Annotated in this window: 21 protein-coding genes and 1 other RNA gene; 18 read left to right on the forward strand and 4 right to left on the reverse strand. The window is 66.1% G+C overall.

Annotated features, from left to right (window positions below):
- Positions 1-2 precede the first annotated feature (2 nt).
- The 3 genes from GGD63_RS10930 (at position 3) to GGD63_RS10940 (ending at position 5,437) form a co-directional block, all read left to right on the forward strand.
- The gene (locus GGD63_RS10930; protein WP_183241694.1) at positions 3-1,583 is read left to right on the forward strand and encodes a DHA2 family efflux MFS transporter permease subunit; all 1,581 of its coding nucleotides are present in this window, start codon (positions 3-5) and stop codon (positions 1,581-1,583) included.
- Positions 1,584-2,172: 589 nt separating this feature from the next.
- On the forward strand, positions 2,173-3,972 hold the full coding sequence (locus GGD63_RS10935) for an ABC transporter ATP-binding protein (protein WP_183241696.1): 1,800 nt from the start codon (positions 2,173-2,175) through the stop codon (positions 3,970-3,972).
- Between the two features lie 58 nt (positions 3,973-4,030).
- Positions 4,031-5,437: an MATE family efflux transporter gene (locus tag GGD63_RS10940; RefSeq protein ID WP_183241698.1), complete on the forward strand. Its 1,407-nt coding sequence runs from the start codon at positions 4,031-4,033 to the stop codon at positions 5,435-5,437.
- 45 nt (positions 5,438-5,482) lie between these two features.
- Here the strand turns inward: GGD63_RS10940 and GGD63_RS10945 are convergent, their stop codons facing one another.
- Entirely contained in the window at positions 5,483-6,226 is a 744-nt protein-coding gene (locus tag GGD63_RS10945; RefSeq protein WP_183241700.1) for a sulfite exporter TauE/SafE family protein, read from the reverse strand.
- 231 nt (positions 6,227-6,457) lie between these two features.
- Here GGD63_RS10945 and GGD63_RS10950 point away from each other — a divergent pair, with 231 nt between their 5' ends.
- The gene (locus GGD63_RS10950) at positions 6,458-6,718 is read left to right on the forward strand and encodes a hypothetical protein (RefSeq protein WP_183242312.1); all 261 of its coding nucleotides are present in this window, start codon (positions 6,458-6,460) and stop codon (positions 6,716-6,718) included.
- 83 nt (positions 6,719-6,801) lie between these two features.
- Here GGD63_RS10950 and GGD63_RS10955 read toward each other — a convergent pair whose 3' ends face one another.
- Complete coding sequence (locus GGD63_RS10955) at positions 6,802-8,172, reverse strand: PLP-dependent aminotransferase family protein (RefSeq protein WP_183241702.1); 1,371 nt, start codon at positions 8,170-8,172, stop codon at positions 6,802-6,804.
- A gap of 49 nt (positions 8,173-8,221) precedes the next feature.
- Between GGD63_RS10955 and GGD63_RS10960 the strand changes: the two genes are divergently transcribed.
- Positions 8,222-8,698: a DUF983 domain-containing protein gene (locus GGD63_RS10960; protein ID WP_183241704.1), complete on the forward strand. Its 477-nt coding sequence runs from the start codon at positions 8,222-8,224 to the stop codon at positions 8,696-8,698.
- A gap of 213 nt (positions 8,699-8,911) precedes the next feature.
- Here GGD63_RS10960 and rnpB read toward each other — a convergent pair.
- Positions 8,912-9,328: RNase P RNA component class A (gene rnpB / locus GGD63_RS10965), an RNA gene on the reverse strand.
- Between the two features lie 150 nt (positions 9,329-9,478).
- Here rnpB and GGD63_RS10970 point away from each other — a divergent pair.
- Both GGD63_RS10970 and GGD63_RS10975 read left to right on the forward strand, forming a co-directional pair.
- Positions 9,479-9,832: a YciI family protein gene (locus tag GGD63_RS10970; RefSeq protein WP_183241706.1), complete on the forward strand. Its 354-nt coding sequence runs from the start codon at positions 9,479-9,481 to the stop codon at positions 9,830-9,832.
- 22 nt (positions 9,833-9,854) lie between these two features.
- Positions 9,855-11,087, forward strand: a complete 1,233-nt coding sequence (locus tag GGD63_RS10975) for an RNA polymerase sigma factor (protein ID WP_183241708.1) — start codon at positions 9,855-9,857, stop codon at positions 11,085-11,087.
- A gap of 119 nt (positions 11,088-11,206) precedes the next feature.
- Here GGD63_RS10975 and GGD63_RS10980 read toward each other — a convergent pair whose 3' ends face one another.
- Complete coding sequence (locus GGD63_RS10980; protein ID WP_183241710.1) at positions 11,207-11,989, reverse strand: N-acetylmuramoyl-L-alanine amidase; 783 nt, start codon at positions 11,987-11,989, stop codon at positions 11,207-11,209.
- A gap of 506 nt (positions 11,990-12,495) precedes the next feature.
- Between GGD63_RS10980 and rsmH the strand changes: the two genes are divergently transcribed.
- The 11 genes from rsmH (at position 12,496) to murB (ending at position 26,395) form a co-directional block, all read left to right on the forward strand.
- Positions 12,496-13,485: a 16S rRNA (cytosine(1402)-N(4))-methyltransferase RsmH gene (gene rsmH / locus GGD63_RS10985; RefSeq protein ID WP_183241712.1), complete on the forward strand. Its 990-nt coding sequence runs from the start codon at positions 12,496-12,498 to the stop codon at positions 13,483-13,485.
- 3 nt (positions 13,486-13,488) lie between these two features.
- The gene (locus GGD63_RS10990) at positions 13,489-13,881 is read left to right on the forward strand and encodes a hypothetical protein (protein ID WP_018640944.1); all 393 of its coding nucleotides are present in this window, start codon (positions 13,489-13,491) and stop codon (positions 13,879-13,881) included.
- Positions 13,878-15,632: a penicillin-binding protein 2 gene (locus GGD63_RS10995; RefSeq protein WP_183241714.1), complete on the forward strand. Its 1,755-nt coding sequence runs from the start codon at positions 13,878-13,880 to the stop codon at positions 15,630-15,632. Before GGD63_RS10990 ends, GGD63_RS10995 begins: the two co-directional genes overlap by 4 nt.
- A gap of 83 nt (positions 15,633-15,715) precedes the next feature.
- Positions 15,716-17,173 (forward strand): UDP-N-acetylmuramoyl-L-alanyl-D-glutamate--2,6-diaminopimelate ligase, encoded by a 1,458-nt coding sequence (locus tag GGD63_RS11000; protein ID WP_183241716.1) that lies wholly within the window; start codon positions 15,716-15,718, stop codon positions 17,171-17,173.
- Complete coding sequence (gene murF / locus GGD63_RS11005) at positions 17,170-18,549, forward strand: UDP-N-acetylmuramoyl-tripeptide--D-alanyl-D-alanine ligase (protein WP_183241718.1); 1,380 nt, start codon at positions 17,170-17,172, stop codon at positions 18,547-18,549. Before GGD63_RS11000 ends, murF begins: the two co-directional genes overlap by 4 nt.
- 156 nt (positions 18,550-18,705) lie before the next feature.
- Entirely contained in the window at positions 18,706-19,809 is a 1,104-nt protein-coding gene (gene mraY, locus GGD63_RS11010) for a phospho-N-acetylmuramoyl-pentapeptide-transferase (protein WP_183241720.1), read from the forward strand.
- A 109-nt stretch (positions 19,810-19,918) separates the two neighbouring features.
- Complete coding sequence (gene murD / locus GGD63_RS11015; RefSeq protein WP_183241721.1) at positions 19,919-21,316, forward strand: UDP-N-acetylmuramoyl-L-alanine--D-glutamate ligase; 1,398 nt, start codon at positions 19,919-19,921, stop codon at positions 21,314-21,316.
- Between the two features lie 238 nt (positions 21,317-21,554).
- On the forward strand, positions 21,555-22,706 hold the full coding sequence (gene ftsW, locus GGD63_RS11020; RefSeq protein WP_183241723.1) for a putative lipid II flippase FtsW: 1,152 nt from the start codon (positions 21,555-21,557) through the stop codon (positions 22,704-22,706).
- Between the two features lie 143 nt (positions 22,707-22,849).
- Positions 22,850-23,950 (forward strand): undecaprenyldiphospho-muramoylpentapeptide beta-N-acetylglucosaminyltransferase, encoded by a 1,101-nt coding sequence (gene murG / locus GGD63_RS11025; RefSeq protein WP_183241725.1) that lies wholly within the window; start codon positions 22,850-22,852, stop codon positions 23,948-23,950.
- A gap of 122 nt (positions 23,951-24,072) precedes the next feature.
- A complete protein-coding gene (gene murC / locus GGD63_RS11030) occupies positions 24,073-25,473 on the forward strand; it encodes a UDP-N-acetylmuramate--L-alanine ligase (protein WP_183241727.1) in 1,401 nt (466 codons plus the stop codon).
- 4 nt (positions 25,474-25,477) lie between these two features.
- Positions 25,478-26,395, forward strand: coding sequence for a UDP-N-acetylmuramate dehydrogenase (gene murB, locus GGD63_RS11035; protein ID WP_183241729.1), 918 nt, complete (start codon positions 25,478-25,480; stop codon positions 26,393-26,395).
- The last annotated feature ends 80 nt before the right edge of the window (positions 26,396-26,475 follow it).

Genomic DNA, 26,475 nt, shown 5'->3' on the forward strand with positions numbered 1-26,475 from the left:
CCATGGCCACCGCCACCACCGCTTCACCTGCCATGATGGCGAACCCCGCTTCGGAGCGCATTGCGCCGAAGCGGCTGTTCGCGTTCATCATCATGGTGTTCGGAATGTTCATGTCGATCCTGGACATCCAGATCGTCTCGGCGTCCCTCAGCGAAATCCAGGCCGGCCTGTCGGCGAGCTCGAGCGAAGTCTCCTGGGTTCAGACCGCCTATCTGATCGCCGAGGTCATCGCGATCCCGCTATCGGGCTTCTTGTCACGCGCCTTCGGCACGCGGCTATTGTTCGCGATATCGGCGGCCGGCTTCACCGCCTCGAGCCTGCTCTGTGGCTTCGCCTCCACGATCGAGGAGATGATCCTCTGGCGTGCGCTGCAGGGCTTTCTCGGCGCCGGCATGATCCCGACCGTGTTCGCCTCGGCCTACACCGTCTTCCCGCGCACGAAATTCCACATCGTCGGCCCCATCATCGGGCTTGTTGCGACGCTGGCGCCGACCATCGGGCCGACCGTCGGCGGCTACATCACCGACGCGATGTCGTGGAACTGGCTGTTCTTCATCAACGTCGTGCCCGGCATCGGCATCACCCTGGGCGTGCTGGCGCTGGTCGATTTCGACGAGCCGCATTTCGAATTGCTCGACCGCTTCGACTGGTGGGGCCTGTTGTTCATGGCCGGCTTCCTCGGCACGTTGGAATATGTGCTGGAGGAAGGCCCGCAATATGAATGGATGCAGGACACCTCGGTGGCGATCTGCGCCTGGATCTGCGCGATCTCGGCGATCGCGTTCTTCTGGCGCGTGTTCACCGCGGCCGAGCCGATCGTCAATTTGCGCACCTTCTCCAACCGCAATTTCGCGATCGGCTGCGTCCTGCAGTTCTGCATCGGCATCGGCCTCTACGGCCTGACCTACATCTATCCGCGCTATCTCGCCGAAGTGCGCGGCTACAGCGCGCTGATGATCGGCGAGACCATGTTCGTCTCGGGCATCACCATGTTCCTGGTCGCGCCGCTGGTCGGGCGGCTCATGGTCAAGATCGACATGCGCTACATGATCGCGTTCGGCCTCATCGTGTTCGCGATCGGCTCCTACCAGATGACCTGGATCACCCGCGACTACGATTTCTACGAGTTGCTGGTGCCGCAGATCCTGCGCGGCATCGGCATGATGTTCGCGATGGTGCCGACCAACAACATCGCGCTCGGCACGCTGGCACCCGACCGCGTGAAGAACGCGAGCGGCCTGTTCAATTTGATGCGCAATCTCGGCGGCGCGGTCGGGCTCGCGGTCATCAACACCGTGCTCAACGACCGCACCGATCTCCACATCACGCGCCTGCAGGAGCGCGTGACCTGGGGCAACGCCGCCGCGACCGAAACGCTGACCATGCTCCAGCAGAAATTCCAGGGGCTCGGCGATTCCGCGCTGATGGCGATGAAGCAGCTCGGCCAGATCGTGCACCGCCAGGCCGTGGTGATGAGTTTTGGCGATGCCTTCTTCGTGCTGACGGTGTTCTATCTCGGCCTCAGCCTGCTGGTCACGCTGCTGAACAAGCCGGCCGCGCTGACCGGCGGCGACGCGCATTAGGCGGCCATAGGGCGAGCAACACACTCGGTGTCATCGCCCGCGAAGGCGGGCGATCCAGTATTCCAGAGGCCGGCGTTAAGGAGCTCGGTCTCACTACACCCGCTGCGGCGTACTGGATGCCCCGCCTGCCGCCTTCGCTAAAGCTTCGGCGCCCCTGGACCTAAACCTCGGCGAAGCCTTGGCGTAGCCGGGTCGCGGGGCATGACAGTGGAGACTGAGGCGAGGGCGACGCACACCAAGGCACCCCGCACCAAATTGCAACACTCGTGCGTGATCTTGCGCGGAGCCCGTTGCAAATCGCCCGCGACACATCTATAAAGCGTACCTCATTCAATCGAACCGGGGAGATTTGCATGATTTCGTCGCATTCGCAGATCGTACGCCCGCGCTCGATGATGCTCTGGCTCGGTATGTACGCGGCCTGTTAGAGGCCCCTTCCGCCAGCTCCGATTGGGCCAGGGTTTCGACCAGGCGCCCCGATCGCTCCGCTTCCCAAGTCAAAATCAGTCTTACGTGACGCCGTTGCGGCCTTCGGGCCGACTCGCGTCCATCGATGGAGCCGGCCCGCGCGCAGCGGCCGGATGATGCCATGACCGCTCTGTCAAAAAAGCCCGCGGCGATACGCGTGGTGCTGCCCTTCGTGTTCAAGCACTGGCTGAAGCAGCCGGGGCGTACGCTGATCGTCGCCGGCGGCCTGTTGGGCGCGACCGTCGCCGACCTGTTCATGCCGGTTTTCTCCGGACAATTGGTTGATGCGTTGACGCGCGGCTCATCCGACCCCGATGCGCGCCACGCTGCGCTGGTCGCACTCGGCGCCATCGTGGCGCTGGGTGCAGCCTCCGTGGTGCTCAGGCTGATCGGTCTCCAGGCGATCGTGCCGTTCACGCTGAGGACCATGACGGAGGTAGCGCAGGACGCGTTCATGCGCGTGCAGCGTTTCTCGACCGACTGGCACGCCAACTCCTTCGCCGGCTCCACCGTGCGCAAGATCACGCGCGGCATGTGGGCGCTCGACCTGCTCAACGACACCATCCTGATGGCGCTGGCGCCGTCCTTGCTGGTGCTGATGGGTTCTGTGGTCCTGATCGGCCTGCACTGGGCGTCGCTCGGCGCGGTGATCGCGGTGGGAGCGCTCTTTTACGTCGCCATCACAGTGCTGTTCTCGACCCGGTACATCGCGCCGGCCGCGCGCGTCTCCAATGCCTGGGACACCAAGGTCGGCGGCACGCTGGCGGACGCGCTGACCTGCAATGCGGTGGTGAAATCCTTCGGCGCGGAGGCGCGGGAGGATGCGCGGCTCGCCCGCGTCGTCAACCGCTGGCGCGTGCGGGTGCGGCGGACCTGGTTCCGCTACAACTACACGGCCATGGCGCAGCTCGCGCTGCTGCTGGCCTTGCGCGCCTCGGTGATTGGCGGCTCGGTGCTGCTGTGGATCTCGGGCCATGCCTCACCCGGCGACGTCACCTATGTGCTGACGAGTTATTACGTCATCCACGCCTATTTGCGCGACGTCGGTATGCACATCAACAATCTGCAGCGCGCCGTGAACGACATGGACGAACTGGTAGCGATCCATGACGAGCCGATCGGGATTGCGGATGCGGCCGGCGCGTTGCCGATCGCCATCGAGGCCGGCGAGATCGTGTTCGACAACGTCACGTTCCACTATGGCGGTCATCGCGCGCCGCTGTACGACGGCTTGTCGGTCAGGATCCGCGCCGGCGAACGCGTCGGCCTGGTCGGCCGCTCCGGCTCCGGCAAGACCACCTTCGTCAAGCTGGTGCAGCGGCTCTACGACGTCACCGGTGGTCGCGTGCTGATCGACGGGCAGGACATCGCGCTGGCGACGCAGCAATCGCTGCGCAGCCAGATCGCGATCGTGCAGCAGGAGCCGATCCTGTTTCACCGCTCGCTCGCCGAGAACATCGCCTATGGCCGGCCCGGCGCCAGCCTCGAGGCGATCGAGCAGGCGGCGCGGCTGGCGAACGCGCACGACTTCATCCTGCGCCTGCCCAAGGGCTACGGCACCCTTGTCGGCGAGCGCGGCGTGAAACTGTCGGGCGGCGAGCGGCAGCGCGTGGCGCTGGCGCGCGCGTTCCTGGCGGATGCGCCGGTGCTGATCCTGGACGAGGCGACGTCGAGCCTCGATTCGGAATCGGAAGCGCTGATCCAGCAGGCGATGGAACGGCTGATGAAAGGCCGCACCTCGATCGTGATCGCGCACCGGCTGTCGACGGTGAAGAGCCTCGATCGAATCCTGGTGTTCGACCGCGGCGAGATCGTCGAGCAAGGCACGCACGCTCTGCTCGCGGTCAAGCCAGGAGGCATCTATCGCGGCCTGTTCGAGCGCCAGGTGGTGGAGCTCGGACAGATCGCAGCAGCGGAATGAGGCGCGGCGGCGGCGGGGGCAAATGTCCCGGCGCCGTGTCGCCTGAGGATGGAAAGACATGAAAGACCTGACGCACGGCTCCATCGTGAGACACATCCTGGCCATGACGCCGCCGATCATGGCCGGCATGATCTCGATCATGGTCTGCCAGCTGGTCGATCTGTACTTCGTGTCGGGTCTGGGCGATGCCGCGGTTGCGGGCGTCGCCGCCGCCGGCAATGCCGGCTTTCTCGTCAACGCCTTGATGCAGGTGCTCGGCGTCGGCACGGTGGCGCTGATCGCGCATGCCGTGGGGCGCAAGGATCAGCCGGACGCCAATTTGATCTTCAACCAGGCGGTCGCCCTGTCGATGCTGTTCGGCCTGTTGACCCTGGTCGCGGGAGCGGCGCTGGCGCGCCTCTATATGCGTTCGGTCGCCGCGGACCTCGCCACGATCGAGGCGGGAACCACTTATCTGTTGTGGTTCATGCCGGCGCTCGCGCTGGAGTTCGTCATGCAAGTGATCGCATCCGCGCTGCGCGCGACTGGAATCGTGCGTCCTGCGATGCTGGTGCGGGTCCTCGCGGTCGTCATCAACATTGCGCTGGCGCCGGTGCTGATCTCGGGCTGGGGCACCGGCTACGCGCTCGGCGTCGCCGGCGCGGGGCTGGCGAGCTCGATCGCGGTCGCCGCCGGCGGGCTGATGCTGCTGGCGTATTTCCGCAAGGTCGAACGCTATGTCGCCTTCAAACCGGCGCAGTGGCGGCCGCAGCCGCGCCATTTGAAGCGCATCCTCAATGTCGGCTTCCCGGCCGGCGGCGAGTTCGCGATGATGTTCATCTTCATGGCGGTGGTCTATTACGTGCTGCGCGATTTCGGCGCGGCGGCGCAGGCCGGCTTCGGCATCGGGCAGCGCGTGCTCGGCCTGATCCAGATGCCGGCACTCGCCGTTGCGTTGGCGGCAGGACCCATCGCCGGCCAGAATGTCGGCGCCGGCAACGGCGCGCGCGTGCGGGAAACCTTCGTCAAGTCGGCCCTGATCACGACCATCGTGGCGCTCGGCTTCATGGCGCTCGCGCAGTTGAAGCCGGAGCTCCTGCTTGCCGGATTCTCCAACGACCGGGAGACGATGGAGATTGCCTTCCTGTTCCTGCGGGTCATCTCGCTCAACATGGTGGCGCAGGGGCTGATCTTCACCTGCTCGAGCATGTTCCAGGGCCTCGGCAACACCAAGCCGGTGCTGCTGAGCTCGGCGACGCGCGTGCTCACCTATTCGCTGCCGGCGATCTGGTTGTCGACGCGGCCCGGCTTCCGCATCGAGCACGTCTGGTACCTCTCGATCGCGGCGACCACGCTTCAGGCGGGCTTGAGCCTGTGGCTGCTGCGCCGCGAGTTCAGGAAGCGCTTCGCGCCGCTGCCGCAGGACGAGGCTGCAGAGCCGGTGAAAGCCGAGCCTGTCGCGCCTGCCGCGCGTGCGCCGGCGTAGCGGCAGTTAGCTTCCACGGCGCCGGCTATTTGCGGCGCCGTGGGGCTAATGCGCGCCAACGCTGTTCCAGACGAGGGTGAGGCCCGACAGGAACAAGAGGCCGAGCACGACATCGCCGAAATGCTTGTCGTTCAGGGCGTGATAGACGCGCGCGCCGGCCCAGGCTCCGACGAGCGTGCCCGGAAAGGCGATCAATGCGAGCCAGACCACCTTGAAGGCGACGAGGCCGGACGCCGTCTGCAACACCAGCGCAGTGGCGAGCACCGTGAAATTGAAGAGCTGGAAGATGCCGCGCCGCTCGTGCTTGTTCCAGCCGCGGATGTTGGCCCACAGGATCGGTAGCGGCCCGGACAGTCCGGCAAGCCCGCCCAGGATGCCGCCGGCAAAACCGATCGCGCCATCGGCGATCCGGCCGCCGAACTTGAAGGCGAGCGGCCGCTTGTTCAGATAGAGCGCCGTGGAAAAAATCAGGATCAGCACACCGACGCTCAGCTTGAACACCTTTGGATCGGCGGAGGCGACCATCATGGTTCCGAGCGGCACGCCGATCAGCCCTCCGATCAGGAACGGCCAGACCAGCGACAGGTCAAAACTCTTCCACATCGACGGTAGCGTCGAGGTCTGCGCGATCACCGAGCAGATCAGCACCAGCGGCACCGCGAGCGAGGGCGGCAGGACGTAGAGCCAGATCCCGAGCGCCATCAGCGCCGTGCCGAACCCGGCCAGCCCCGAGACGAAGCCGCCGGCCAGCGCGCCGAACAGCAGCAGCGCGTAAGTGGACGTTTCCACCAATCATTTCCTGTCGTTAGCGGCGATGCCGAACGGTTGATCGTCATCCGGCGCATAGCACAGATGCGGCCGGGAAGGTCAATTTCAAAACCGCACGCAAGCGTGATCCCCAAGGGCGGGTCAAGAGCGAGCGTTCGTCGGAGAGGCTCCTACATGACGCCTGTACTTTTAATCCTGGGGGCCTGCCGGGCGTCACGCCGCACCGTCCCTGATGAGAGATGGAGCATGATCATGACCCGCATGAACATTGCCGTTGCGGCCGCGCTGTTATCGGCCGCCGCCCTGATGCCGACATTGGCGCAGGCGCAGTTTTCCGAGCCTGCAGCCTATCAGGCCGCGCATCCCGACCGCGATGTGCTCAATGGCGGCCAGCTCACGCCCGCGGGGCGCGCAGCCCGTGGCGAGGCAGTGGCCCCGAGCGAGGCCTATGCGGCTTATCCGTCAGCTGTTGCGCCTGCCGTCCGCCCGCGCCATCGCCGGCATCATCAATAAGAGACTTATTGTTTGAGCATGATCTTGTCGGAAAACCGCTGCGCACTTTGCGCTAACGCGGCCCTTCGGGTCCGGATCATGCTCTAGACGATCTGCCTGGTGTCGGCGGGCTTGTGCAGCGCGCCGACCAGGATGCGCAGCGCCTCGGTCAATTCCGGCCTGTTCCGTGCCGCCCCGAGCGAGACGCGCGCCGCGTGCGGCGGTGCCCCGTCGACGGCAAAGGCATCGCCTGCCACGATCGCTAGTCCATTCCGCAGCAGATGCGCCGCGATGTCGGGGCGTCCCTCCGGCAGCCGCAGCCATAGATGATGCGCCGCAGGCCTGGCCATGAACTGAAAGCCTTTCAGCGCGCGCTGCGCAAGCTGCTGGCGCCCGACCGCCTCGTTGCGGATGGCGGTGATGATGCGGTCGGCGATGCCGGTCTCGATCCAGTGCGTCACCAGCGCGACCATCAGTGGCGCCGGCATCTGCACGGTGGCCTGCAGATGGCCGCGCATCTGTAGCTGCGTGTCGCCGTCGGGCGTCACCAGATAGGCGACGCGCAGCGCCGGCGCGATGCATTTTGACAGCGTGGTTGCGAGATAAGTCCGCTCCGGAATGAGGTTCGCGATCGGCGAAGCCGAGTGATCGAGCAGCCCGTAGGCGTCGTCTTCGATCAACATCGAATCGGCATCGCGAATGATCTTGGCGATGGCGCTGCGCCGCTCGGGGAGAAGCGTCGCGGTGGTCGGATTGTGCAGCGTCGGAATGAGATAGACGGCCTTCGGCTTGTGCGTGCGGCATGCCTTTGCCAGTGCATCGGGCAGAATGCCGTCCTCGTCCATCGCGACGCCGACGAGCCTGACGCCGAGCTGCGCCGCAGCGGCCTTGATGCCGGGGAAGGTGAGCGCTTCGGTCAACACGATGTCGCCGGGCCGCGCAAGGTGTGCGAGCAGGTTGAACAGGATCGTCTGCGTGCCGGGAAAGATCACGAGCCTGTCGGCGTGCGCATGCGGGACGCGTGCGCGCATCCAGCGCGCCGCGACCTCGCGCTCATGCGCGCTGCCGCCGGGCGGCTGATAGTTCAGGAATGCGGTCAGGCCCGATTGCGCGCGGAGGGCCTCCAGTCCTGCGACGATGCGTTCGTCGAGCTGTGCCTCGAGCGGATGCGGCGGCACGTTCATCGAGAGATCGATCGCGACGGGATGCGGCAGGTCGACGGCGCGCCGCGCGCTGGTCTCCGACACGAACGATCCCTGGCCGACGCGGGCCTCCATGATGCCGCGGCGCCGCGCCTCGGTGTAGGCGCGCGTCACCGTGGTGAGGTCGATGCCGAGTGCCTTCGCCAGCGCGCGCTGCGTCGGCAGCTGCTGGCCGCGCACGAGCCGGCCGGCGGCGATGTCGGCCTCCATGGCCTCGACGATGCGCTGGTAGCGCGGCCCGCTCAGCTCCGAGATTGTAGGGGTCCAATCCATGCAATTTAAGCCTATATCCTTTGAATGTATGGATGCAGGATATTATTGTATGGATCAGCAAAACGGAAGAGGTGCTGTGATGGCAACCGGTTCAGTCTCTCTCTCGAAGGCAATGTGGCGCGGCTTCTTGGGCAAGTGCCCGAACTGCGGCGAAGGGCATCTGTTCGGCCGTTTCCTGAAGGTGGCCGAGGCTTGCGATCATTGCGGCGAAGAGCTGTTCCACCAGCGCGCCGACGATTTCCCGGCCTATCTGGTGATGGTCGTGGTCGGCCATCTCGTCGTGCCGGCGATCCTTGCGGTTGAGACCGCCTACGCGCCGCCGGTCTGGCTGCAACTCGTGGTGTGGCTGCCGGTGACGCTGGTCGCTTCGCTCGCGCTACTGCAGCCGACCAAGGGCGCCATCGTCGGCCTGCAATGGCAGATCGGCATGCATGGTTTCGAGGCGAGCAAGCTGCGGCGCGAGGCCGGTGCGCTTGCGCCGGTGCTGGTGAAGGCGGACGCGCGCGGCCTGAATCGAGGGCGCTGATGGCGGTGTTGCGCGAGATCGTGGCGTAACTCTTGTCGTCATTCCGGGGCTCGCGAAGCGAGAACCCGGAATCCATTCATCCACCGACACTGCCGCGCGATGGATTCCGGGCTCGTGCTTCGCACGCCCCGGAATGACACCATTTGAATGGTTGCGCGCTCGGCCCAAATGGTGAGGGGTCCGATGCGGTCAGCATCGAACCCCTCGTTGCAAGATATCAGCCGGCCTGTAAGCCGGGTTCTGTAGGGCACCGCCCGCTTGCGCGAACGATACGTGACGGCCATTCCTCTGGGACCATGTTTGCACACGGCCTCGAGCAACCTACCCGGACGGCGGGCCTGACATCGCCCCGCGGCGTTATCGCTTGCGCGAACAGCCCGCTACGCCGTCCCTATTCGGTTTTGCTCCCGGTGGGGTTTACCATGCCGGCCCCGTTGCCGGCGCCGCGGTGCGCTCTTACCGCACCTTTTCACCCTTACTTCCTCCGAGGAGGAAGCGGTTCGTTCTCTGTGGCACTTTCCCTGGGGTTGCCCCCGCCGGATGTTATCCGGCACCGCATGTCAAGGGAGCCCGGACTTTCCTCCCCGGCGGCCTTTCGGCACCTGCCGGAGCGGCCGTCCGGCCGACTGACTGATAACGCATGGAGCATTTGTGACGGTTCCGTCAAGCCGAGATCGCCGCGCACGCGTGATCCAAAATAATTTATCCTGAAGATGTCGTTTGGAGCGCGCCCCGTTCGACTGGATGTCGGCGACACAGCCGAACAACAGGAGTGAAGCGATGCAGTATCTGCTGATGATCTACCAGAACGAGGCCGAGTACGCGAAGAACGACGCGGCGACCAGCCAGAAGATGCTGGCCGAATATCAAGCCTTCACGCAAGCCATCGTCCAGAGCGGCAATTTCAAGGCCGGCGACCGGCTTCGGCCGACAACCACTGCCACGACCGTACGCGTGCGCGACGGCAAGACGCTGACCACCGACGGCCCGTTCGCGGAGACGCGCGAGCAGCTCGGCGGCTATTACCTCGTCGAAGCCAAGGATCTCAACGCGGCGATCGAGATCGCGGCGCGGATTCCCAGCGCGCGGATCGGGTCGATCGAGGTGCGGCCGATCTGGGTGTACGACAAGTGACGGCGAAGCCGCGCATCGGCGCATGACCCCGAGCGAGATCGAAACCATCTTCCGCGACGAGGCGGGGCGGGCGCTGGCCACGCTGATCCGCCTCGTCGGCGATTTCGATCTCGCCGAGGACGCGCTGCAGGATGCGTTCGCGGCCGCGCTGGTGCGCTGGTCGGCGTGCGAGGTGCCTGACAATCCGCGTGCCTGGCTGGTCAATGTCGCCAAGCACAAGGCGATCGACCGCATCCGCCGCCAGGCTGTCTTCCGCGGCAAGCAGCAGGCGCTGGTGCATGAGCTCGAGCTGAACGCGCTGGGCCCCGACGGGCCGCCGGCAACGCTCGACGACGACATGCTGCGGCTGATCTTCACCTGCTGCCATCCCGCCTTCGCGCCCGAGGTCCAGGTCGCGCTGACGCTGCGCACCGTGTGCGGCCTCTCGACGGCGCAGGTGGCGCGCGCCTTTCTCGTCGGTGAGGAGGCGATGGCGCAGCGGCTCGTCCGCGCCAAGCAGAAGATCAGGCTCGCCGGCATTCCCTATGAGGTGCCGGAGCGCGAGGCGCTGGCGCTGCGGCTCGATGGCGTGCTCGCCGTGATCTATCTCGTCTTCACCGAAGGCTATGTCGCAACCTCGGGCGCGGATCTGATGCGGCCGGATCTCGCGACTGAGGCCATCCGGCTCGGCCGCTTGCTCGACCGGCTGATGCCCGGTCGCGGCGGCATCAAGGGCCTCCTCGCCCTGATGCTGCTGCACGATGCGCGCCGCGCCGGGCGCGAGACAGCGGCGGGCGACATCGTGCTGCTGGAAGAGCAGGACCGCACGCTGTGGGATCTTGCGCAGATCGCGGAGGGCTTGCATCTGGTTGACGAGGCGCTGCGCATCCCCGGCCGGCCGCAAGCCTATGCGGTGCAGGCCGCGATCGCTGCGCTGCATGCGCGGGCGCCGAGCTTCGAGGCGACCGACTGGCCCCAGATTGCAGGGCTGTACGAGGTGCTGCTGCGCATCAATCCGTCGCCGGTGATCGAGCTCAACCACGCCGCGGCGGTGTCGATGGTCGACGGCCCGGCGCGCGCGCTCGATCTCGTCGATGCGACCGCAGCGCGCGGCGGACTCGATGGCTATGCGCTGCTGCCCGCGGTGCGCGCGGATCTGTTGCGCCGATTGGGGCGGAAGAAAGAGGCGCGTGAGGCCTATCGTGCGGCGACGGAGGCGACGCAGCTCGAGCCGTTGCGGCGGCTCTATGCGCGGCGGGTGAGGGAGATGGAGTAGCTGCTGCATCCTCCGTCATTGCGAGCGCAGCGAAGCAATCCAGACTGCTTCGGCGGAGACAGTCTGGATTGCTTCGTCGCAAGAGCTCCTCGCAATGACGGAGTATGTGATCAGCGCCGTCACTTCGACGCGATCGGCGTCCCTTCCGGCGGCAGGCTCGCCAATAGCGCCTGCAAGGTCGACAGCGTGGAATGATCCGCCACACCGTCCAGCCGCGCCGGGCGGAAATGGCGCTGGAAGGCGGTGATGACCTCCATGGTCGCGGCGTCGTATTTGCCGGTGAGGGGAACGCCGTAGCCGTATCTGGCAAGCGCCTGCTGCATGCTCAGCACTGCGTCGCTGATGGTGCCGAGCATCAGGCTCTCGCCGCGCACGACCGGTGCGGGCGTGACCCAGTGACCGACGCCGGAATTGGCCAGCGAATGCCACGGAAACTTTTCGCCGGGATCCTTTTTGCGCGCGGGTGCGACGTCGGAATGTCCGAGCACCCGGTGCGCCGGTACCTTGCGGCGGAGCATGATGCCGCGGCACAGCGCGATCACGGCCGCGATCTGGCGCAGCGGAAACTCCGGATAGCCCCAGTCGTGACCGCGATTGACGATCTCGATGCCGATCGAGCAGGAGTTGACGTCGTCCTCGCCGGCCCAGGACGAAACGCCGGCGTGCCAGGCGCGCTTGGCCTCGGGCACGCATTGCACGATGCGGCCGTCCTCCAGCACGACGTAATGCGCCGACACTTCCGTCCCCGCCGTGCACAGCCGCGCCAGCGCACCCTCGACGTCGGGCATGCCGGTGTAGTGCAGCACGATCATGTCCGCCTGCCGACCGTTGCTGCGCTCGCCATAGTTCGGCGAGGGGATGATGTCGGAGACGATCGAGGAATCCGGCTCGAACGTCCGCATGTTCGCCGCGGCCTTGGGAACCGGGAGAACGCGCTGACGCTTCGAATCAGTTCCAGACGGTGAACCGGACGACATAAGCAGCTCAAGTCGGACAGGAGAGTGGGCCAAGCCCTTCTCTTTACTATTCCTTTACCCTCCGCTGTGCGCAATCGCGCGACGCGGTTAACGGGTGCATTTTAGACAGGGTGTGTGGATGAGGCATCACCATCGCCTCTCCTTTTCGACTTGTAACGAGCCGATCAACGCTTTCTTAACGCTAAGGGCCGTTACTGAGGAATGAAGAGCCGACCCGCGTCTGGAGGCGGCCAAAGCGTATTTTGGCTCGAAATCCCATGGTTGCCCGACAAATTCCACTGGGAACTCTGGGTTTGCCGCCCGGGACGACCGGGCTCGGTTACCATGTTGGACTGGGGCTTTGTCGTGGAACCGCCGCGACGCGGAATCATTCGAGGCGTTATGGGCTGGTTCGCCCCCGATCTGGCTTGGTTGTTCGGCAGGCGTGGTGCATGAGCTCCGCTCCTCACATTCCCGTGCTCGGCCGCGAGGCGATTGAATATCTCGCCCCGCGCGCGGGCGGCATCTATGTCGACGCCACCTTCGGCGCCGGCGGCTATAGCCGTGCCATCCTCGACGTGCCGGGAACCCGGCTGATCGCGATTGATCGTGACCGTACGGCGATCGCAGGCGGCGCCGAGCTGGTCGCGCGCTCCGCGGGCCGGCTGACGCTGGTCGAGGACCGCTTCTCCAATCTCGCCGAGGTCTGTGCCGCGCAAGGCGTCGATGGCGTGGACGGTGTCGTGATGGATGTCGGCGTGTCCTCGATGCAGCTCGATCAGGCCGGTCGCGGCTTCTCGTTCCGTCTCGACGGTCCGCTCGACATGCGGATGGGGCAGGCGGGACCGACCGCGGCCGACGTGGTCGCGCGCGCTTCTGAAGCCGATCTCGCCGACATCATCTATCTCTTCGGTGAGGAACGGCAGTCGCGGCGCATCGCCCGCGCCATCGTCGCCGACCGGCAGGAGACCCCGTTCACGACCACACGCGCGCTCGCCGATCTCATCGGCAGGATCGTGCGCTCCAAGCCCGGCGACATCCATCCCGCGACGCGGACGTTCCAGGCCCTGCGCATCTTCGTCAACGAAGAGCTCGACGAGCTCCAGACCGCACTCGCGGCGGCCGAGCGCGTGCTCAAGCCCGGCGGCCGTCTCGTCGTCGTCTCGTTCCATTCGCTGGAAGACCGCATCGTCAAGAATTTTCTCTCCGAGCGTTCCAAAACTGGCGGCGGCTCGCGGCATCTGCCGGAGGTGTCGCAGGCTGTGCCGAGCTTCCAGTTGCTGACGCGGCGGCCCGTGATTGCCGGCGAAGACGAAGTCGCGAACAATCCGCGCGCGCGTTCCGCCAAGCTGCGCGCCGCGGAGCGCACCAATGCGCCTGCGCATCATGACGATGAGCCATCGTCCTGGCCAAAACTCTCCGACGTGATGAGGGGAGGCTAGCGCATGCGCATCATCCACCTCCTCGTCATCGGCGCGCTGATCTTCGCGGCGGCCTATGTCTACCGGATCAAGATGGACTCCACCGCGCGGACCGAGAAAGTGCTGCGGCTGCACGCGGAGATCCGCGAGCAGCGCGACGCGATCGCCTCGCTCCGCTCCGAATGGGCCAAGCTTGATGCACCCCTGCGCCTGCAGGGCCTGTCCGAGCGGCATCTGCCGCTCAAGCCGGTCAACGGCACGCAATATGACTCGCTGAAGAACTTGCCCGAGCGTCCGCCGCGGATGTTCAGGCCCGGCGAGCCCGACCCGATCGGGGCCATGCTCAACACCATCGAAGCCGCGAGCGATCCTGACACCGTGACGGGCTCCGTGCCTCAGCCCGAGGACAAGCAATGAGCCCGGCAACGCCTGCAAAGCCCACCGAAAAGCCGACCGAACCCTGGCGGCAGCGGCTGATCCGCAGCCTGCTCTACGGGCGCAATGTCGATCGCGCGGCCAAGGCGCGCGCCCGCGTCGGCCTCGCCATGCTCGCCTTCGCATCGGTCTATGCCCTGATCGGCGGCCGGCTCGTGATGTTCGCGATCGGCGCCGACGCGCACAGTGCGCGCCGTGCGGCGTCGCAGGAAGTGGTCGCGACCGCGCGGCCCGACATCGTCGATCGCAACGGCGCGATCCTTGCCACCGACGTCAAGGCCTCGAGCCTGTTCGGCGAGCCGCGCCGCATCATCGACAAGGACGAGGCGATCGAGCTTCTGACCGCGACCGTGCCCGACCTCGACGAGGCCGAGGTGCGCGAGCGCCTGAAGACGCGCAAGGGCTTCGTCTGGCTGAAGCGCGAGGTCACGGCGAAGCAGCAGCAGGACATCCACAAGCTCGGTATTCCCGGCATCGGCTTCCTGCGCGAGAACAAGCGCGTCTATCCGACCGGCAACGAGGTCGCCCACCTCATCGGCCTCGTCAACATCGACAATCAGGGCATCGCCGGCATGGAGAAGTGGCTCGACAATCAGGGCCTCGCCGATCTCCACCGCGCCGGCTTTGCCACCGACCGGCTGCAAAAGCCGGTCGAGCTCTCGGTCGACCTGCGCGTCGAGCACGCGCTGCGCGACGAACTGCTCAAGGCCAAGGACAAGTTCCACGCCAAGGCCGCCTCCGGCATCGTCTCCAACGTCAAGACCGGCGAGATCGTGGCGATGGTGTCCCTCCCGGATTTCGACCCGAACAATCCGAAGGAAGCGCACGATCCCGATCGCATCAACCGCCTGACCACCGGCGTCTACGAGATGGGCTCGACCTTCAAGGCGTTCACGCTGGCGATGGCGCTCGACTCCGGAAAGATCAATTTGAACTCGTCGTGGGATGCACGCGGAAACCTGCACTACGGCAAGTTCACCATCCACGACAGCCACTCGCTCGGGCGCTTCATCAACACCAAGGAAGTTTTCACCTATTCGTCCAACATCGGCGCCGCCCGGATCGCGCTCAGCCAGGGCGTCGAGGCGCACAAGGCGTTCCTCGCCAAGATGGGCCAGTTGACGCGGCTGCGCACTGAGTTGCCGGAGAGCGCGGCTCCGCTGGTGCCGCGCCGCTGGGGTGAGCTGAACACGGTCACCATCGCGTTCGGTCAGGGCCTGTCGGTGGCGCCGCTCCAGGCGGTGATGGGCATCAACGCCCTGATGAACGGCGGCTATTTGATTCCGCCGACCTTCATGAAACGCAGCGAAGACGAAGCGCGGGCGATGGCCAAGCGCGTGATCAAGCAGGAGACCAGCGACAAGATGCGGTATCTGATGCGGCTCAATGCCGAGATCGGCACCGCCAAGACCGCCGACGTCAAGGGCTATTACGTCGGCGGCAAGACCGGTACGTCCGAGAAGGTCATCAACGGCCGCTATGCCAAGAAGCGGGTGCTCAACTCCTTCACCGCGATCATGCCGTCCGACGATCCGAAATATCAGATTCTCGTCATGCTGGACGAGCCGCAGGCGCTGCCCGAGACGCATGGTTTCATCACCTCGGGCTTCAACGCGGTGCCCACGGGCGGCAAGGTGATCGAGCGGATCGCGCCGCTTTTGGGGGTCGAACCGCGGTTCGACCTGCCGCCGTCCGACCGCCTTATTCTTGCAGCATCCAGGACAACCCAGTAATCAACCGGGGTGGCCATCGCCGGTGCTGATTCGGCTTTTCCTGACGATTCGGCTTTCCGGCGCGGCATGTCGATTGGAAGACCATGAAGCTGCGCGAACTTCTAGGCAATGACGCCGCGATCGAGCCCGCCGTCGCGGCGCTCGAGGTGACCGGCGTTGCGCTCGACAGCCGCGTGGTGAAACCCGGCGATCTCTTCTTCGCGCTCGCCGGTAGCAAGACCGACGGCGCGCGATTCATCGACGCCGCGGTCGCCGCAGGCGCGGTGGCGGTCGTCGGCGACCATGCGCCGGCGACAGGCAAGGTGCCGTTCGTCGCGGTCGCCAATCCGCGCCGCGCGCTGGCGCTGGCTGCGGCAAAATTCTATCCCGCGCAGCCTGCGACGATCGCTGCGGTAACCGGCACCAGCGGCAAGACCTCGGTCGCCGCGTTCACGCGGCAGATCTGGGAGCGGCTCGGGCATGCCTCCGCCAGCATCGGCACCATCGGCCTCGTCTCGCCCAAGCGCACCGTCTACGGCTCGCTGACGACACCGGATCCGATCGCGCTGCACCGGCAGCTGGATGAGATCGCGCGCGAAGGCGTCACGCATCTCGCCTTCGAGGCGTCCTCGCACGGGCTCGACCAATATCGCCTCGACGGCGTGCGCGTCGCCGCCGGAGGCTTCACCAATCTCTCGCGCGACCACATGGATTACCATCCGACTGTCGCGCATTACCTTGGGGCGAAACTCAGGCTGTTCCGCGAGCTGGTCGCTCCAGGCGGTGCAGCAGTGATCTCGGCGGATCACGACTGCTCGGCGGAAGCCATCGATGCTGCGAAGTCGCGCGGCCTGCGCGTCATGGCGGTCGGGCGTAACGGCGACGGAGCAGGCGAGGGCATTCGTCTCACCGAGGCCGTGGTCGATGGCTTTGCGCAGAAGCTTGCGGTCGAGCATCGCGGCAGGGGTTATTCGATCCGGCTGCCGCTGGTCGGTGAGTTCCAGATCGAGAATGCACTGGTCTCGGCCGGTCTTGCCATCGGCACCGGCAGCGATGCTGGAAACGTGTTTGCGTGCCTCGAGCATCTCGAAGGCGCCAAGGGCCGGCTCGAGCGCGTCGGCGAGCGCAACGGCGCGCCGATCTTCGTCGACTACGCGCACAAGCCCGACGCGCTGGCGAAGGCGCTGCAGGCGCTGCGGCCCTATGCGAAGCGCAGGCTGGTCGTCGTGTTCGGCGCCGGCGGCGATCGCGATGCCGGCAAGCGCCCGATCATGGGCGGGATCGCGGCCGAGAACGCCGACGGCGTCATCATCACCGACGACAATCCGCGCAGCGAGAAGCCGGAAGCCATTCGTGCGGAGATCCTCGCCGCGGCCAAGGGCGCGCGCGAGATCGGCGACCGCGCCGAAGCCATTCGCGTCGCGATCGAGGAACTGGAAGACGGCGATGCGCTGCTCATCGCCGGCAAGGGCCACGAGACCGGGCAGATCGTCGGCAGAGAGGTCTTGCCCTTCAGTGATCACGAGGCGGTCGCCGCCGCATTGACGTCGAGGGTTGCATGAGCGCGCCGATATGGACGGTTGCCGAAGTGGCGCGTGCGCTGGGCGCTACCGGGTCGTTTCCGGACACGGAAATCGATTTCGTCACGCAGGACAGCCGTCTGGTGAAGCCGGGCAGCCTGTTCGTCGCGCTCAGCGGCACGCCGAGTGGCGGCTTCATCTCGGCCTTCGCCAGCGCGCGCGACGGCTGGGAGTTCGCGGACAAGGCTGAAGCTTCGGGCGCGGTCGCGATGATCGTGCCGCACGAGATCGCGGGCATCCGCATTCCGCAGATCGTCGTGAAGGACACGCTGATCGACGGTCTCTGGGGCCTCGCGCGCGCCGCACGCGCCCGCTTCCACGGACCGGTGATCGGGCTCACCGGCAGCGCCGGCAAGACCAGCACCAAAGAGTTTTTGGCGGCCTATCCGAACGCCTATGCCAGCCCGTCGAGCTTCAATAATTTCTGGGGCGTGCCGCTGACGCTGTGCAATGCCAGGCCCGATGCCAGCCTCTGGGTGGTCGAGATGGGCATGAACCAGACGGGCGAAATCGCGCGGCTCAGCGAATTGACGCGGCCGACGGTCGCGCTGGTCGTCAACGTCCAGCCCGTGCATCTGGAAAAGCTCGGCTCGCTCGAAGCCATCAGGCGCGAGAAGGTGTCGATCGCGCTCGGCCTGCCCGAGGACGGCGTGCTGGTGCTGCCCGCCGGGATCAAGGCGTCGGAGTGGAAGGGCAAGGTGGTGCGCTTCGGCGAGCATGCCGAGGTGCACGAGGTTGCGCACGCGCCGCACGGCGAGAGCTGGCAAATCGTGGCCATGATCGGCAAGAAGGAGATCGCCTTCAGCCTCACGCCGGGCGCGCCGCACCGCGTCCAGAATGCGCTTGCCGCGCTTGCCTCGATCCGTGCCGCGAACCTCGATCCGGCGATGCTCGCGATCAAGCTCGACCGCGTCGGCATCATGACCGGCCGCGGCGTCGAGCAGGCGGTCGGCGGTATCACCGTGATCGACGACAGCTTCAACGGCAATCCGGCCAGCGTGGCTGCCGCGCTGCAGAGCCTGCAGGCGCGCCACATGACCGGCGGTCGCCGTATCGCGGTGCTCGGCGACATGCTGGAGCTGGGCGATGACGCACCAAGCTACCACACCGGCCTCACCAAGCATCTCGACGGCATCGACGGCGTCTACTGCGTCGGCCCCCTGATGCGCCACCTCTATGACGTGCTGCCATCAGGCAAGGGCCTCGGCTGGCACGACGATCCCGCCACGCTGAAGCCGGGTGAGGTCGCGAGCCTGCTGCAGGCAGGCGATGTCGTGGTTGTCAAGGGCAGCAAGAAGATGTTCTGGGTCAACAAGTTTGTGCCGGGCCTAGTGGCCGCCTTGCAGGCAAAGGCGTAAACTGCTTGGAAGGCGCTGTTCCCAATCCCACCGTTTGCGGCACCAAGCCATCCGTTGTCCCAGAGGTCGCCCGACCCATGATGAAGCGAACGCGCGTAAGGCATGGTGAGGCCAAGGGCCAAGACCGCGTGCGAAAGGCGCCATAGGACCGTCTGAATGTTTTACTGGCTGATCGAGCTCTCGAATACATTTCCGAGCCTGGGTGCGTTTCGCACCCTCCTGAACGTTTTCCGCTACATCACCTTCCGCACCGGCGGCGCGATCGTCACCGGCGCGCTGTTCGTGTTCCTGTTCGGGCCCTGGATCATCGACCATCTGCGTATCCGTCAGGGCAAGGGCCAGCCGATTCGCACTGACGGCCCGCAGTCGCATCTCAGCAAGAAGGGCACGCCCACCATGGGCGGCCTGATGATCCTGTCCGGCCTCACGGTCGGCACCGTGCTGTGGGCCAATCCGCTCAACCCCTATGTCTGGATCGTGCTCGCCGTGACGCTCGGCTTCGGCTTCGTCGGCTTCTATGACGACTACCTCAAGGTGACCAAGCAGACCACGACAGGATTCGGCGGCAAGCTCCGCCTGCTGATCGAGGCGGTGATCGCGCTGGTCGCCTGCTACGCGCTGGTGCGGCTGAACCGCGACCCCGCGTCGACCGCGCTGACGATTCCGTTCCTGAAGGACACCGTGCTGCATTTCGGCTGGTTCTTCGTCATCTTCGGCGCCTTCGTCATCGTCGGGGCCGGCAATGCGGTGAACCTCACCGACGGCCTCGACGGCCTCGCCATCGTGCCCGTGATGATTGCGACCGCGAGCTTTGCGATGATCGCCTATCTCGCCGGCAACGCCGTGTTCGCCGATTATCTCCAGATCAAATATGTCGCCGGCACCGGCGAGCTCGCGGTGCTCTGCGGCGCGCTGCTGGGGGCCGGCCTCGGCTTCCTCTGGTTCAACGCGCCGCCGGCCTCGATCTTCATGGGCGACACCGGCTCGCTCGCGCTCGGCGGCATGCTGGGTGCGATCGCGGTCGCGGTAAAGCACGAGATCGTGCTTGCGGTGATCGGCGGCCTGTTCGTGCTGGAGGCGGTCTCGGTCATCGTGCAGGTGGTGTCGTTCAAGCTGACGGGCAAGCGTATCTTCCGCATGGCGCCGATCCATCACCATTTCGAGCAGCTTGGCTGGACCGAGCCGCAGATCGTGATCCGGTTCTGGATCATCTCGGTGATGCTGGCGCTCGCCGGTCTGTCGACGCTTAAGCTGCGGTGACTGTGGTGTCTCCCCAGGATCGTCATTCCGGACGACGCGAAGCGGCGATCCGGAATCTCGAGATTCCGGGTTCTCGCTTCGCGAGCCCCGGAATGACAGAGGCCCAAGTATGATCCCCGTCACATCCTTCGCCGGCAAGACGGTCGCAGTGTTCGGCCTCGGCGGCTCGGGGCTCGCCTCCTGCCATGCTTTGAAAGCGGGCGGTGCCGAGGTGGTCGCCGCCGACGACAATGCCGAGAACGTCGCCAAGGCGGCGCAGGCCGGTTTCATCACCGCCGATTTGCGCAACGCCTCATGGGCGAATTTCGCTGCCCTCGTGCTCGCGCCCGGCGTGCCGCTGACCCATCCGGTGCCGCACTGGAGCGTGCTGAAGGCGCGCGAGGCAGGCTGTGAGGTGACCGGCGACATCGAGCTGTTCTGCCGCGAGCGCCGTCGCCACGCGCCGGACGCGCCGTTCGTTGCCATCACCGGCACCAACGGCAAGTCGACCACGACCGCGCTGATCGCGCATCTGACCAAGGTCGCCGGCTACGACACCCAGATGGGCGGCAATATCGGCACCGCGATCCTGTCGCTGGAGCCGCCGCGCATGGGCCGGGTCCACGTCATCGAGATGTCGTCCTACCAGATCGACCTCACGCCCTCGCTCGATCCCTCCGTCGGCATTCTGCTCAATGTCAGCGAGGACCACATCGACCGCCACGGCACCATCGCGCACTACGCCGCGGTGAAGGAGCGCCTCGTCGCCGGCGTGCAGGCAGGCGGCACCTCGATCGTCGGTGTCGATGACGGCTATTGCCGCGATGTCGCCGACCGACTCGATCGCGCCGGCAAGAACGTGGTGCGGATCTCGGTCAAGAACCCGCTCGCCTCCGGCATTTATTTCGAGCACGGCAATATCGTGCGCGCCTCGGGTGGCGCCCGCAGCGAGGTCGCCGCGCTCGGCGGCATCGGTTCGCTGCGCGGCCTGCACAACGCGCAGAACGCGGCCTGTGCGGCCGCCGCCGCGCTCGCGATGGGCATCAGCCAGGATGTGCTGCAGAACGGCCTGCGCAGCTTTCCGGGCCTTGCGCACCGCATGGAGCAGGTCGGTCGCCGCGGCAACGTGCTGTTCGTCAACGACTCCAAGGGCACCAACGCGGACGCCACCGCGCATGCGCTGTCGTCGTTCGCCGATATCTACTGGATCGCCGGCGGCAAGCCCAAGGCAGGCGGCATCACCAGCCTGACCGGCTTTTTCCCGCGCATCCGAAAAGCCTATCTGATCGGCGAGGCCGCGCAGGAGTTTTCGGGCACGTTGGGCACGGTCGAGCACGAGATCAGCCAGACGCTGGATGTCGCCGTCGAGCACGCCGCGCGTGATGCGGAGGCATCCGGGCTTGCCGACGCCGTCGTGCTGCTGTCGCCGGCCTGCGCCTCGTTCGACCAGTACCGCAATTTCGAGATCCGCGGCGCCAAGTTCCGCGAGCTGGTGCAGGCGCTGCCGGGTGTGAAACCGGTGGTGTGAGGCAATTCCCTTCCACAATCTCCGCTGTCGTCGCCCGGCTTGACCGGGCGACCCAGTATCCCAGAGACCGTGCTTGAGCCGAGAGGCTGCGGCGTACTGGATGCCCCGCCTTCGCGGGGCATGACGAGCATTTGAGGGGCGTGCTCGCCCCTATCTCCAATCATCCGCGATTCCATTAACCCTGCGGTAACCAACCTCGGCGACCAATGGACGGACCTCTGTCCGAAAGCGGCCGCCCATGCTCTCCCGTGAAGAACGCACCCCCTTTTCCGAGTGGTGGTGGACCGTCGACAAGCCGCTGATGGGCGCCATCCTGGCCTTGATGCTGACCGGCGTGATCCTGTCGCTGGCGGCGAGCCCGCCGGTTGCGACCCGCATCGGGCTCGATCCGTTCCACTTCTTCAGCCGCCACGTGATGTTCCTGGCGCCGTCCTTCATGGTGCTGCTCGGGGTGTCCTTCCTGTCGCCGCGCGCGATCCGCCGCTCGGCGCTGATCATTTTCACCGTCAGCATCATCCTGATCGTGGTGACGCTCGCGATCGGGCCCGAGGTTAAGGGCTCGCGGCGCTGGATCACGCTGCTCGGCGTCAACATCCAGGCCTCCGAAATCGCAAAGCCGTCCTTCGTCGTCATCGCGGCCTGGCTGTTCGCGGAATCGACCAAGCGGCCGGAGATGCCGGCGACCTCGATGGCGCTGGTGCTGCTGTTGATGCTGGTCTCGCTATTGGTGATGGAGCCGGATTTCGGCCAGACCATGCTGATCCTGATGGTCTGGGGCTCGCTGTTCTTCATCGCGGGCATGCGCATGATCTGGGTATTCGGTCTTGCAGGCGCCGCCGCTGCGGGCCTGTTCAGCGCCTACCTGTTCGTCCCGCACGTGGCCGGCCGCATCAAGCGCTTCATGAACCCGGCCTCGGGAGACACCTTCCAGGTCGATACCGCGATGGAAGCCTTCTACAACGGCGGCTGGCTCGGCCTCGGGCCGGGCGAGGGCATCGCCAAGCGCAGCCTGCCGGACAGCCACACCGACTTCGTGTTCGCGGTCGCCGCCGAAGAGTTCGGCATCGTCCTGTGCCTGGCCATGCTGGCGCTGTTCGCCTTCGTCGTCATCCGCACGCTGTCGCGCGCCTATGCCAATGAGGACATGTTCTCGCGCTTTGCGGCCTCTGGGCTAGCGATCCTGTTCGGGGTGCAGGCGGCGATCAACATGTCGGTGAACCTGCAGCTCATCCCCGCCAAGGGCATGACGCTACCGTTCATCTCCTACGGCGGCTCCTCGATCGTCTCGCTCGCCTATGGCGTCGGCATGATGCTGGCACTGACGCGGCTGCGCCCGCGCACCGAGGTGGAGGCCAGCGGCCACGCCGAGGCGATGCGGAGTTACGCATAAGTCGTCATTGCGAGCCAACGGGTCCGCGCGAAGCGCGGCCCGATGACAGGCTCCGCGAAGCAATCCAGAATCCCTCCGTGGGGACAGTCTGGATTGCTCCGCTGCGCTCGCAATGACGGCAAAGGCCTTGTAAAAGGGCGTTTATGGACACCTCCCCCCTGATTCTTCTCGCCGCGGGCGGCACCGGCGGCCATCTGTTTCCGGCCGAGGCGCTCGGCGTCGAGCTGATCCGGCGCGGCTTTCGCGTCCGCCTCGTCACCGACGAGCGCGCGCTGCGCTATAGCGGGCTGTTCAGCAAGGACATGATCGACGTCGTCAGAAGCGAGACCGCGCGTAGCCGCAATCCTTTCCAGCTCGCCTATGCCGGCCTCACGCTCGCCGTCGGCACGCTCTCCGCCTACGGCCTGATCAAGCGCTTGAAGCCGGCCGCCGTCGTCGGCTTCGGCGGCTATCCGACGCTGCCGCCGCTGGTCGCGGCAAAATTCGCCGGCGTGCCCGGCATCATCCACGACGCCAATGCGGTGCTCGGCCGCGCCAACCGGTTCCTGTCGAGCCGCGTCCGTGCCATCGCGACCTCCTTACCCGGCGTGCTTGATCGCGATCCGGCGCTGTCCGGCAAGACCACGACGGTCGGCACGCCGATGCGGCCCGCGATCCTCGCGGCAGCTGCCGTGCAATACACGGCGCCCGAAACCAACGGTCCGCTGCGCCTGCTCGTCGTCGGCGGCAGCCAGGGCGCACGCATCATGGCCGACATCGTCCCGGGCGCGATCGAGCGGCTCGAGCCTGCGCTGTGGAGCCGTCTCATCCTCACCCAGCAGGTGCGCGACGAGGACACGGCGCGTGTGCGCGCCGTGTACGACAAGCTCAAGATCAGGTTTGAGCTCGCGCCGTTCTTCACCGACTTGCCGGCGCGGCTCGCCTCCAACCATCTGGTGGTGTCGCGCTCCGGCGCCGGCACCGTCGCCGAGCTTGCCGCGATCGGCCGGCCTTCGATCCTGGTGCCGCTGCCGGGCTCGATCGACCAGGACCAGTTCGCCAATGCCGGCGTGCTGGCCAAGGTCGACGGCGCGATCCGCATCCCGCAGACCGAGTTCACCTCCGACCGCCTCGCCGCTGAAATCTCCGGCTTCGCCGCCGAACCGGCACGCCTTGCCGCGATGGCCGCGGCCGCGAAGGGGGCAGGGCGGCTCGACGCCGCCGAACGGCTGGCCGATCTGGTGGTCAAGGTCGCGGGACTCTGACGCGAAAAAGCCCTTGTCATGGCCTTCCAAAGCGGGGCATCCAGTAGGAAGGGCGCGCGGCTGATTTGGCCGTGACCTTCGCCAGATGCCGCCTTTCCGGCGGCAAGGTCAGGGAACAGAGCATGAGACTGCCGCGCGAGATCGGACCCATCCACTTCGTCGGGATCGGCGGGATCGGCATGAGCGGCATCGCCGAGGTGCTGGTCAATCTCGGCTATGCCGTGCAGGGCTCGGATGCCTCCGACAATTACAATCTCGACCGTCTGCGCAAGAAGGGCGCGAAGGTTTCGGTCGGCCACAAGGCCGAGAATGTCGATGGCGCCGAAGTCGTCGTGGTCTCCACCGCGATCAAGCGCGACAATCCGGAACTGGTGGCGGCGCGCGAGCGGCGCATTCCCGTGGTGCGCCGCGCCGAGATGCTGGCCGAGCTGATGCGGCTGAAGAGCTGCGTCGCGATTGCCGGCACCCACGGAAAGACCACGACGACCACGATGGTCGCAACGTTGCTAGATGCCGGCGGGCTCGATCCGACCGTGATCAACGGCGGCATCATCAACGCCTACGGCTCCAACGCGCGGTTAGGGGCCGGCGACTGGATGGTGGTGGAGGCCGACGAGAGCGACGGCACGTTCCTGAAGCTGCCGACCGATGTCGCGATCGTCACCAATGTCGACCCCGAGCATCTCGACCACTTCAAGACCTTCGAGGCCGTGCAGGACGCGTTCCGGCATTTCGTTGAGAACCTGCCGTTCTACGGCTTTGCCGTGATGTGCATCGATCATCCCGTGGTGCAGAGCCTCGTCGGCAAGATCGAGGACCGCCGCATCATCACCTATGGCGAGAATCCGCAGGCCGATGCGCGGCTGGTTGATCTCACCGCGGGCGGTGGCGGCTCGAAGTTCAAGGTCGTGATCCGCGACAAGACCGGCACCACGCATGAGATCGCCGACCTCGCGCTGCCGATGCCGGGCCGGCACAACGCCTCGAATGCGACGGCCGCGATTGCGGTTGCTCACGCGCTCGGCGTTTCCGACGACAAGATTCGCAGTGCCATCGCAGGCTTCGGCGGCGTCAAGCGCCGCTTCACCAAGACCGGCGAGTGGAACGGCGTCACCGTGATCGATGATTACGGCCATCACCCCGTGGAGATTGCAGCGGTGCTGAAGGCGGCGCGCGATTCCTATACAGGCAAGGTGATCGCCGTGGTGCAGCCGCATCGCTACACCCGCCTGCAATCGCTGTTCGAGGAATTCTGCACCTGCTTCAACGACGCGGACGCGGTTGTTGTCGCCGACGTCTATGCCGCTGGCGAAGCGCCGATCGAAGGCATCGACCGCGATCATTTCGTCGTGGGCCTGCGCGCGCATGGCCACCGCGAGGTGATCCCGCTGCCGGCCGCGTCGGAGCTCGCCGGCATCATCAAGGGGCTCGCGAAACCCGGCGATCTCATCGTGTGCCTGGGCGCCGGTAACATCACGCAATGGGCGTATGCACTGCCCGGCGAATTGAAGGCGCTGGGGTAGGGCGGTGAGCTTTTCCGACATCACCCCCTCGCTCAAGGCCGCGATGCCTGACCTTCGCGGCCGGCTGCTGGCGAACCAGTCGCTGGCCGAGCTCACCTGGTTCCGCGTCGGCGGTCCGGCGCAGGTGCTGTTCACGCCGGCGGACGAGGACGATCTCGCTTATTTCCTCGCGCATCTTGCCGCCGACATTCCCGTCTATGTCATCGGTGTCGGCTCCAACCTGATCGTGCGCGACGGCGGCATTGCCGGCGTGGTGATCCGTCTTGCGCCGCGCGCCTTCGGCGAGGCGACCGCGAGTGGCGACATCGTCACCGCAGGCACGGCCGCGCTCGACAAGCGCGTGGCGGAAGTGGCAGCAAGCGCCAATATCGGCGGGCTCGAATTCTATTTCGGCATTCCCGGCACGATCGGCGGCGCCCTGCGCATGAATGCGGGCGCCAATGGCGGCGAGACCAAGGACGTGCTGATCGAAGCGTGCGGTGTCGGGCGCGACGGCACGAAGCACGTCTTCTCCAACGCCGACATGAAATTCGTCTATCGGAGCAGCGGCGTCGATCCCTCCATCATCTTCACCTCCGCGCGCTTTCGCGGCGAGATCAGGGATGCCGATGCGATCCGCGCGCGCATGGCGAAGGTGCAGAGCCATCGCGAGACCGCGCAGCCGATCCGCGAAAAGACCGGCGGCTCGACCTTCAAGAACCCGCCCGGCCATTCCGCCTGGAAGCTGGTCGATGCCGCCGGCTGCCGCGGCCTGCGCGTCGGCGGCGCGCAGGTCTCCGAGATGCATTGCAATTTCCTGATCAACACCGGCGATGCCACCGCGCACGACATCGAGACGCTGGGCGAGACCGTGCGTGAACGGGTAAAGGCGAATTCCGGAATTGAGCTGCACTGGGAAATCAAGCGGATCGGGGTTTCATGACCATCGTCATTCCGGGGCTCGCGAAGCGAGAGCCCGGAATCCATCGGGCGGCAGAGACGGTGGTGAAATGGATTCCGGGC

The sequence above is a fragment of the Bradyrhizobium sp. cir1 genome (assembly GCF_014198245.1).
In the GTDB taxonomy this organism is placed as follows: domain Bacteria; phylum Pseudomonadota; class Alphaproteobacteria; order Rhizobiales; family Xanthobacteraceae; genus Bradyrhizobium.

What these genes read in the sequence shown, in the direction of transcription:
- GGD63_RS10975 (WP_183241708.1), top strand. Translation starts at nt 9,855, where the DNA reads ATGACCCCGAGCGAGATCGAAACCATCTTCCGCGACGAGGCGGGGCGG.
- GGD63_RS10955 (WP_183241702.1), bottom strand. Translation starts at nt 8,172, where the DNA reads ATGGATTGGACCCCTACAATCTCGGAGCTGAGCGGGCCGCGCTACCAG.
- GGD63_RS10995 (WP_183241714.1), top strand. Translation starts at nt 13,878, where the DNA reads ATGAGCCCGGCAACGCCTGCAAAGCCCACCGAAAAGCCGACCGAACCC.
- GGD63_RS10940 (WP_183241698.1), top strand. Translation starts at nt 4,031, where the DNA reads ATGAAAGACCTGACGCACGGCTCCATCGTGAGACACATCCTGGCCATG.
- GGD63_RS10970 (WP_183241706.1), top strand. Translation starts at nt 9,479, where the DNA reads ATGCAGTATCTGCTGATGATCTACCAGAACGAGGCCGAGTACGCGAAG.
- murC (WP_183241727.1), top strand. Translation starts at nt 24,073, where the DNA reads ATGAGACTGCCGCGCGAGATCGGACCCATCCACTTCGTCGGGATCGGC.
- murD (WP_183241721.1), top strand. Translation starts at nt 19,919, where the DNA reads ATGATCCCCGTCACATCCTTCGCCGGCAAGACGGTCGCAGTGTTCGGC.
- GGD63_RS10980 (WP_183241710.1), bottom strand. Translation starts at nt 11,989, where the DNA reads ATGCGGACGTTCGAGCCGGATTCCTCGATCGTCTCCGACATCATCCCC.
- murF (WP_183241718.1), top strand. Translation starts at nt 17,170, where the DNA reads ATGAGCGCGCCGATATGGACGGTTGCCGAAGTGGCGCGTGCGCTGGGC.
- GGD63_RS10950 (WP_183242312.1), top strand. Translation starts at nt 6,458, where the DNA reads ATGACCCGCATGAACATTGCCGTTGCGGCCGCGCTGTTATCGGCCGCC.
- rsmH (WP_183241712.1), top strand. Translation starts at nt 12,496, where the DNA reads ATGAGCTCCGCTCCTCACATTCCCGTGCTCGGCCGCGAGGCGATTGAA.
- GGD63_RS10990 (WP_018640944.1), top strand. Translation starts at nt 13,489, where the DNA reads ATGCGCATCATCCACCTCCTCGTCATCGGCGCGCTGATCTTCGCGGCG.
- GGD63_RS10960 (WP_183241704.1), top strand. Translation starts at nt 8,222, where the DNA reads ATGGATCAGCAAAACGGAAGAGGTGCTGTGATGGCAACCGGTTCAGTC.
- GGD63_RS11000 (WP_183241716.1), top strand. Translation starts at nt 15,716, where the DNA reads ATGAAGCTGCGCGAACTTCTAGGCAATGACGCCGCGATCGAGCCCGCC.
- GGD63_RS10930 (WP_183241694.1), top strand. Translation starts at nt 3, where the DNA reads ATGGCCACCGCCACCACCGCTTCACCTGCCATGATGGCGAACCCCGCT.
- ftsW (WP_183241723.1), top strand. Translation starts at nt 21,555, where the DNA reads ATGCTCTCCCGTGAAGAACGCACCCCCTTTTCCGAGTGGTGGTGGACC.
- murG (WP_183241725.1), top strand. Translation starts at nt 22,850, where the DNA reads ATGGACACCTCCCCCCTGATTCTTCTCGCCGCGGGCGGCACCGGCGGC.
- GGD63_RS10935 (WP_183241696.1), top strand. Translation starts at nt 2,173, where the DNA reads ATGACCGCTCTGTCAAAAAAGCCCGCGGCGATACGCGTGGTGCTGCCC.
- mraY (WP_183241720.1), top strand. Translation starts at nt 18,706, where the DNA reads ATGTTTTACTGGCTGATCGAGCTCTCGAATACATTTCCGAGCCTGGGT.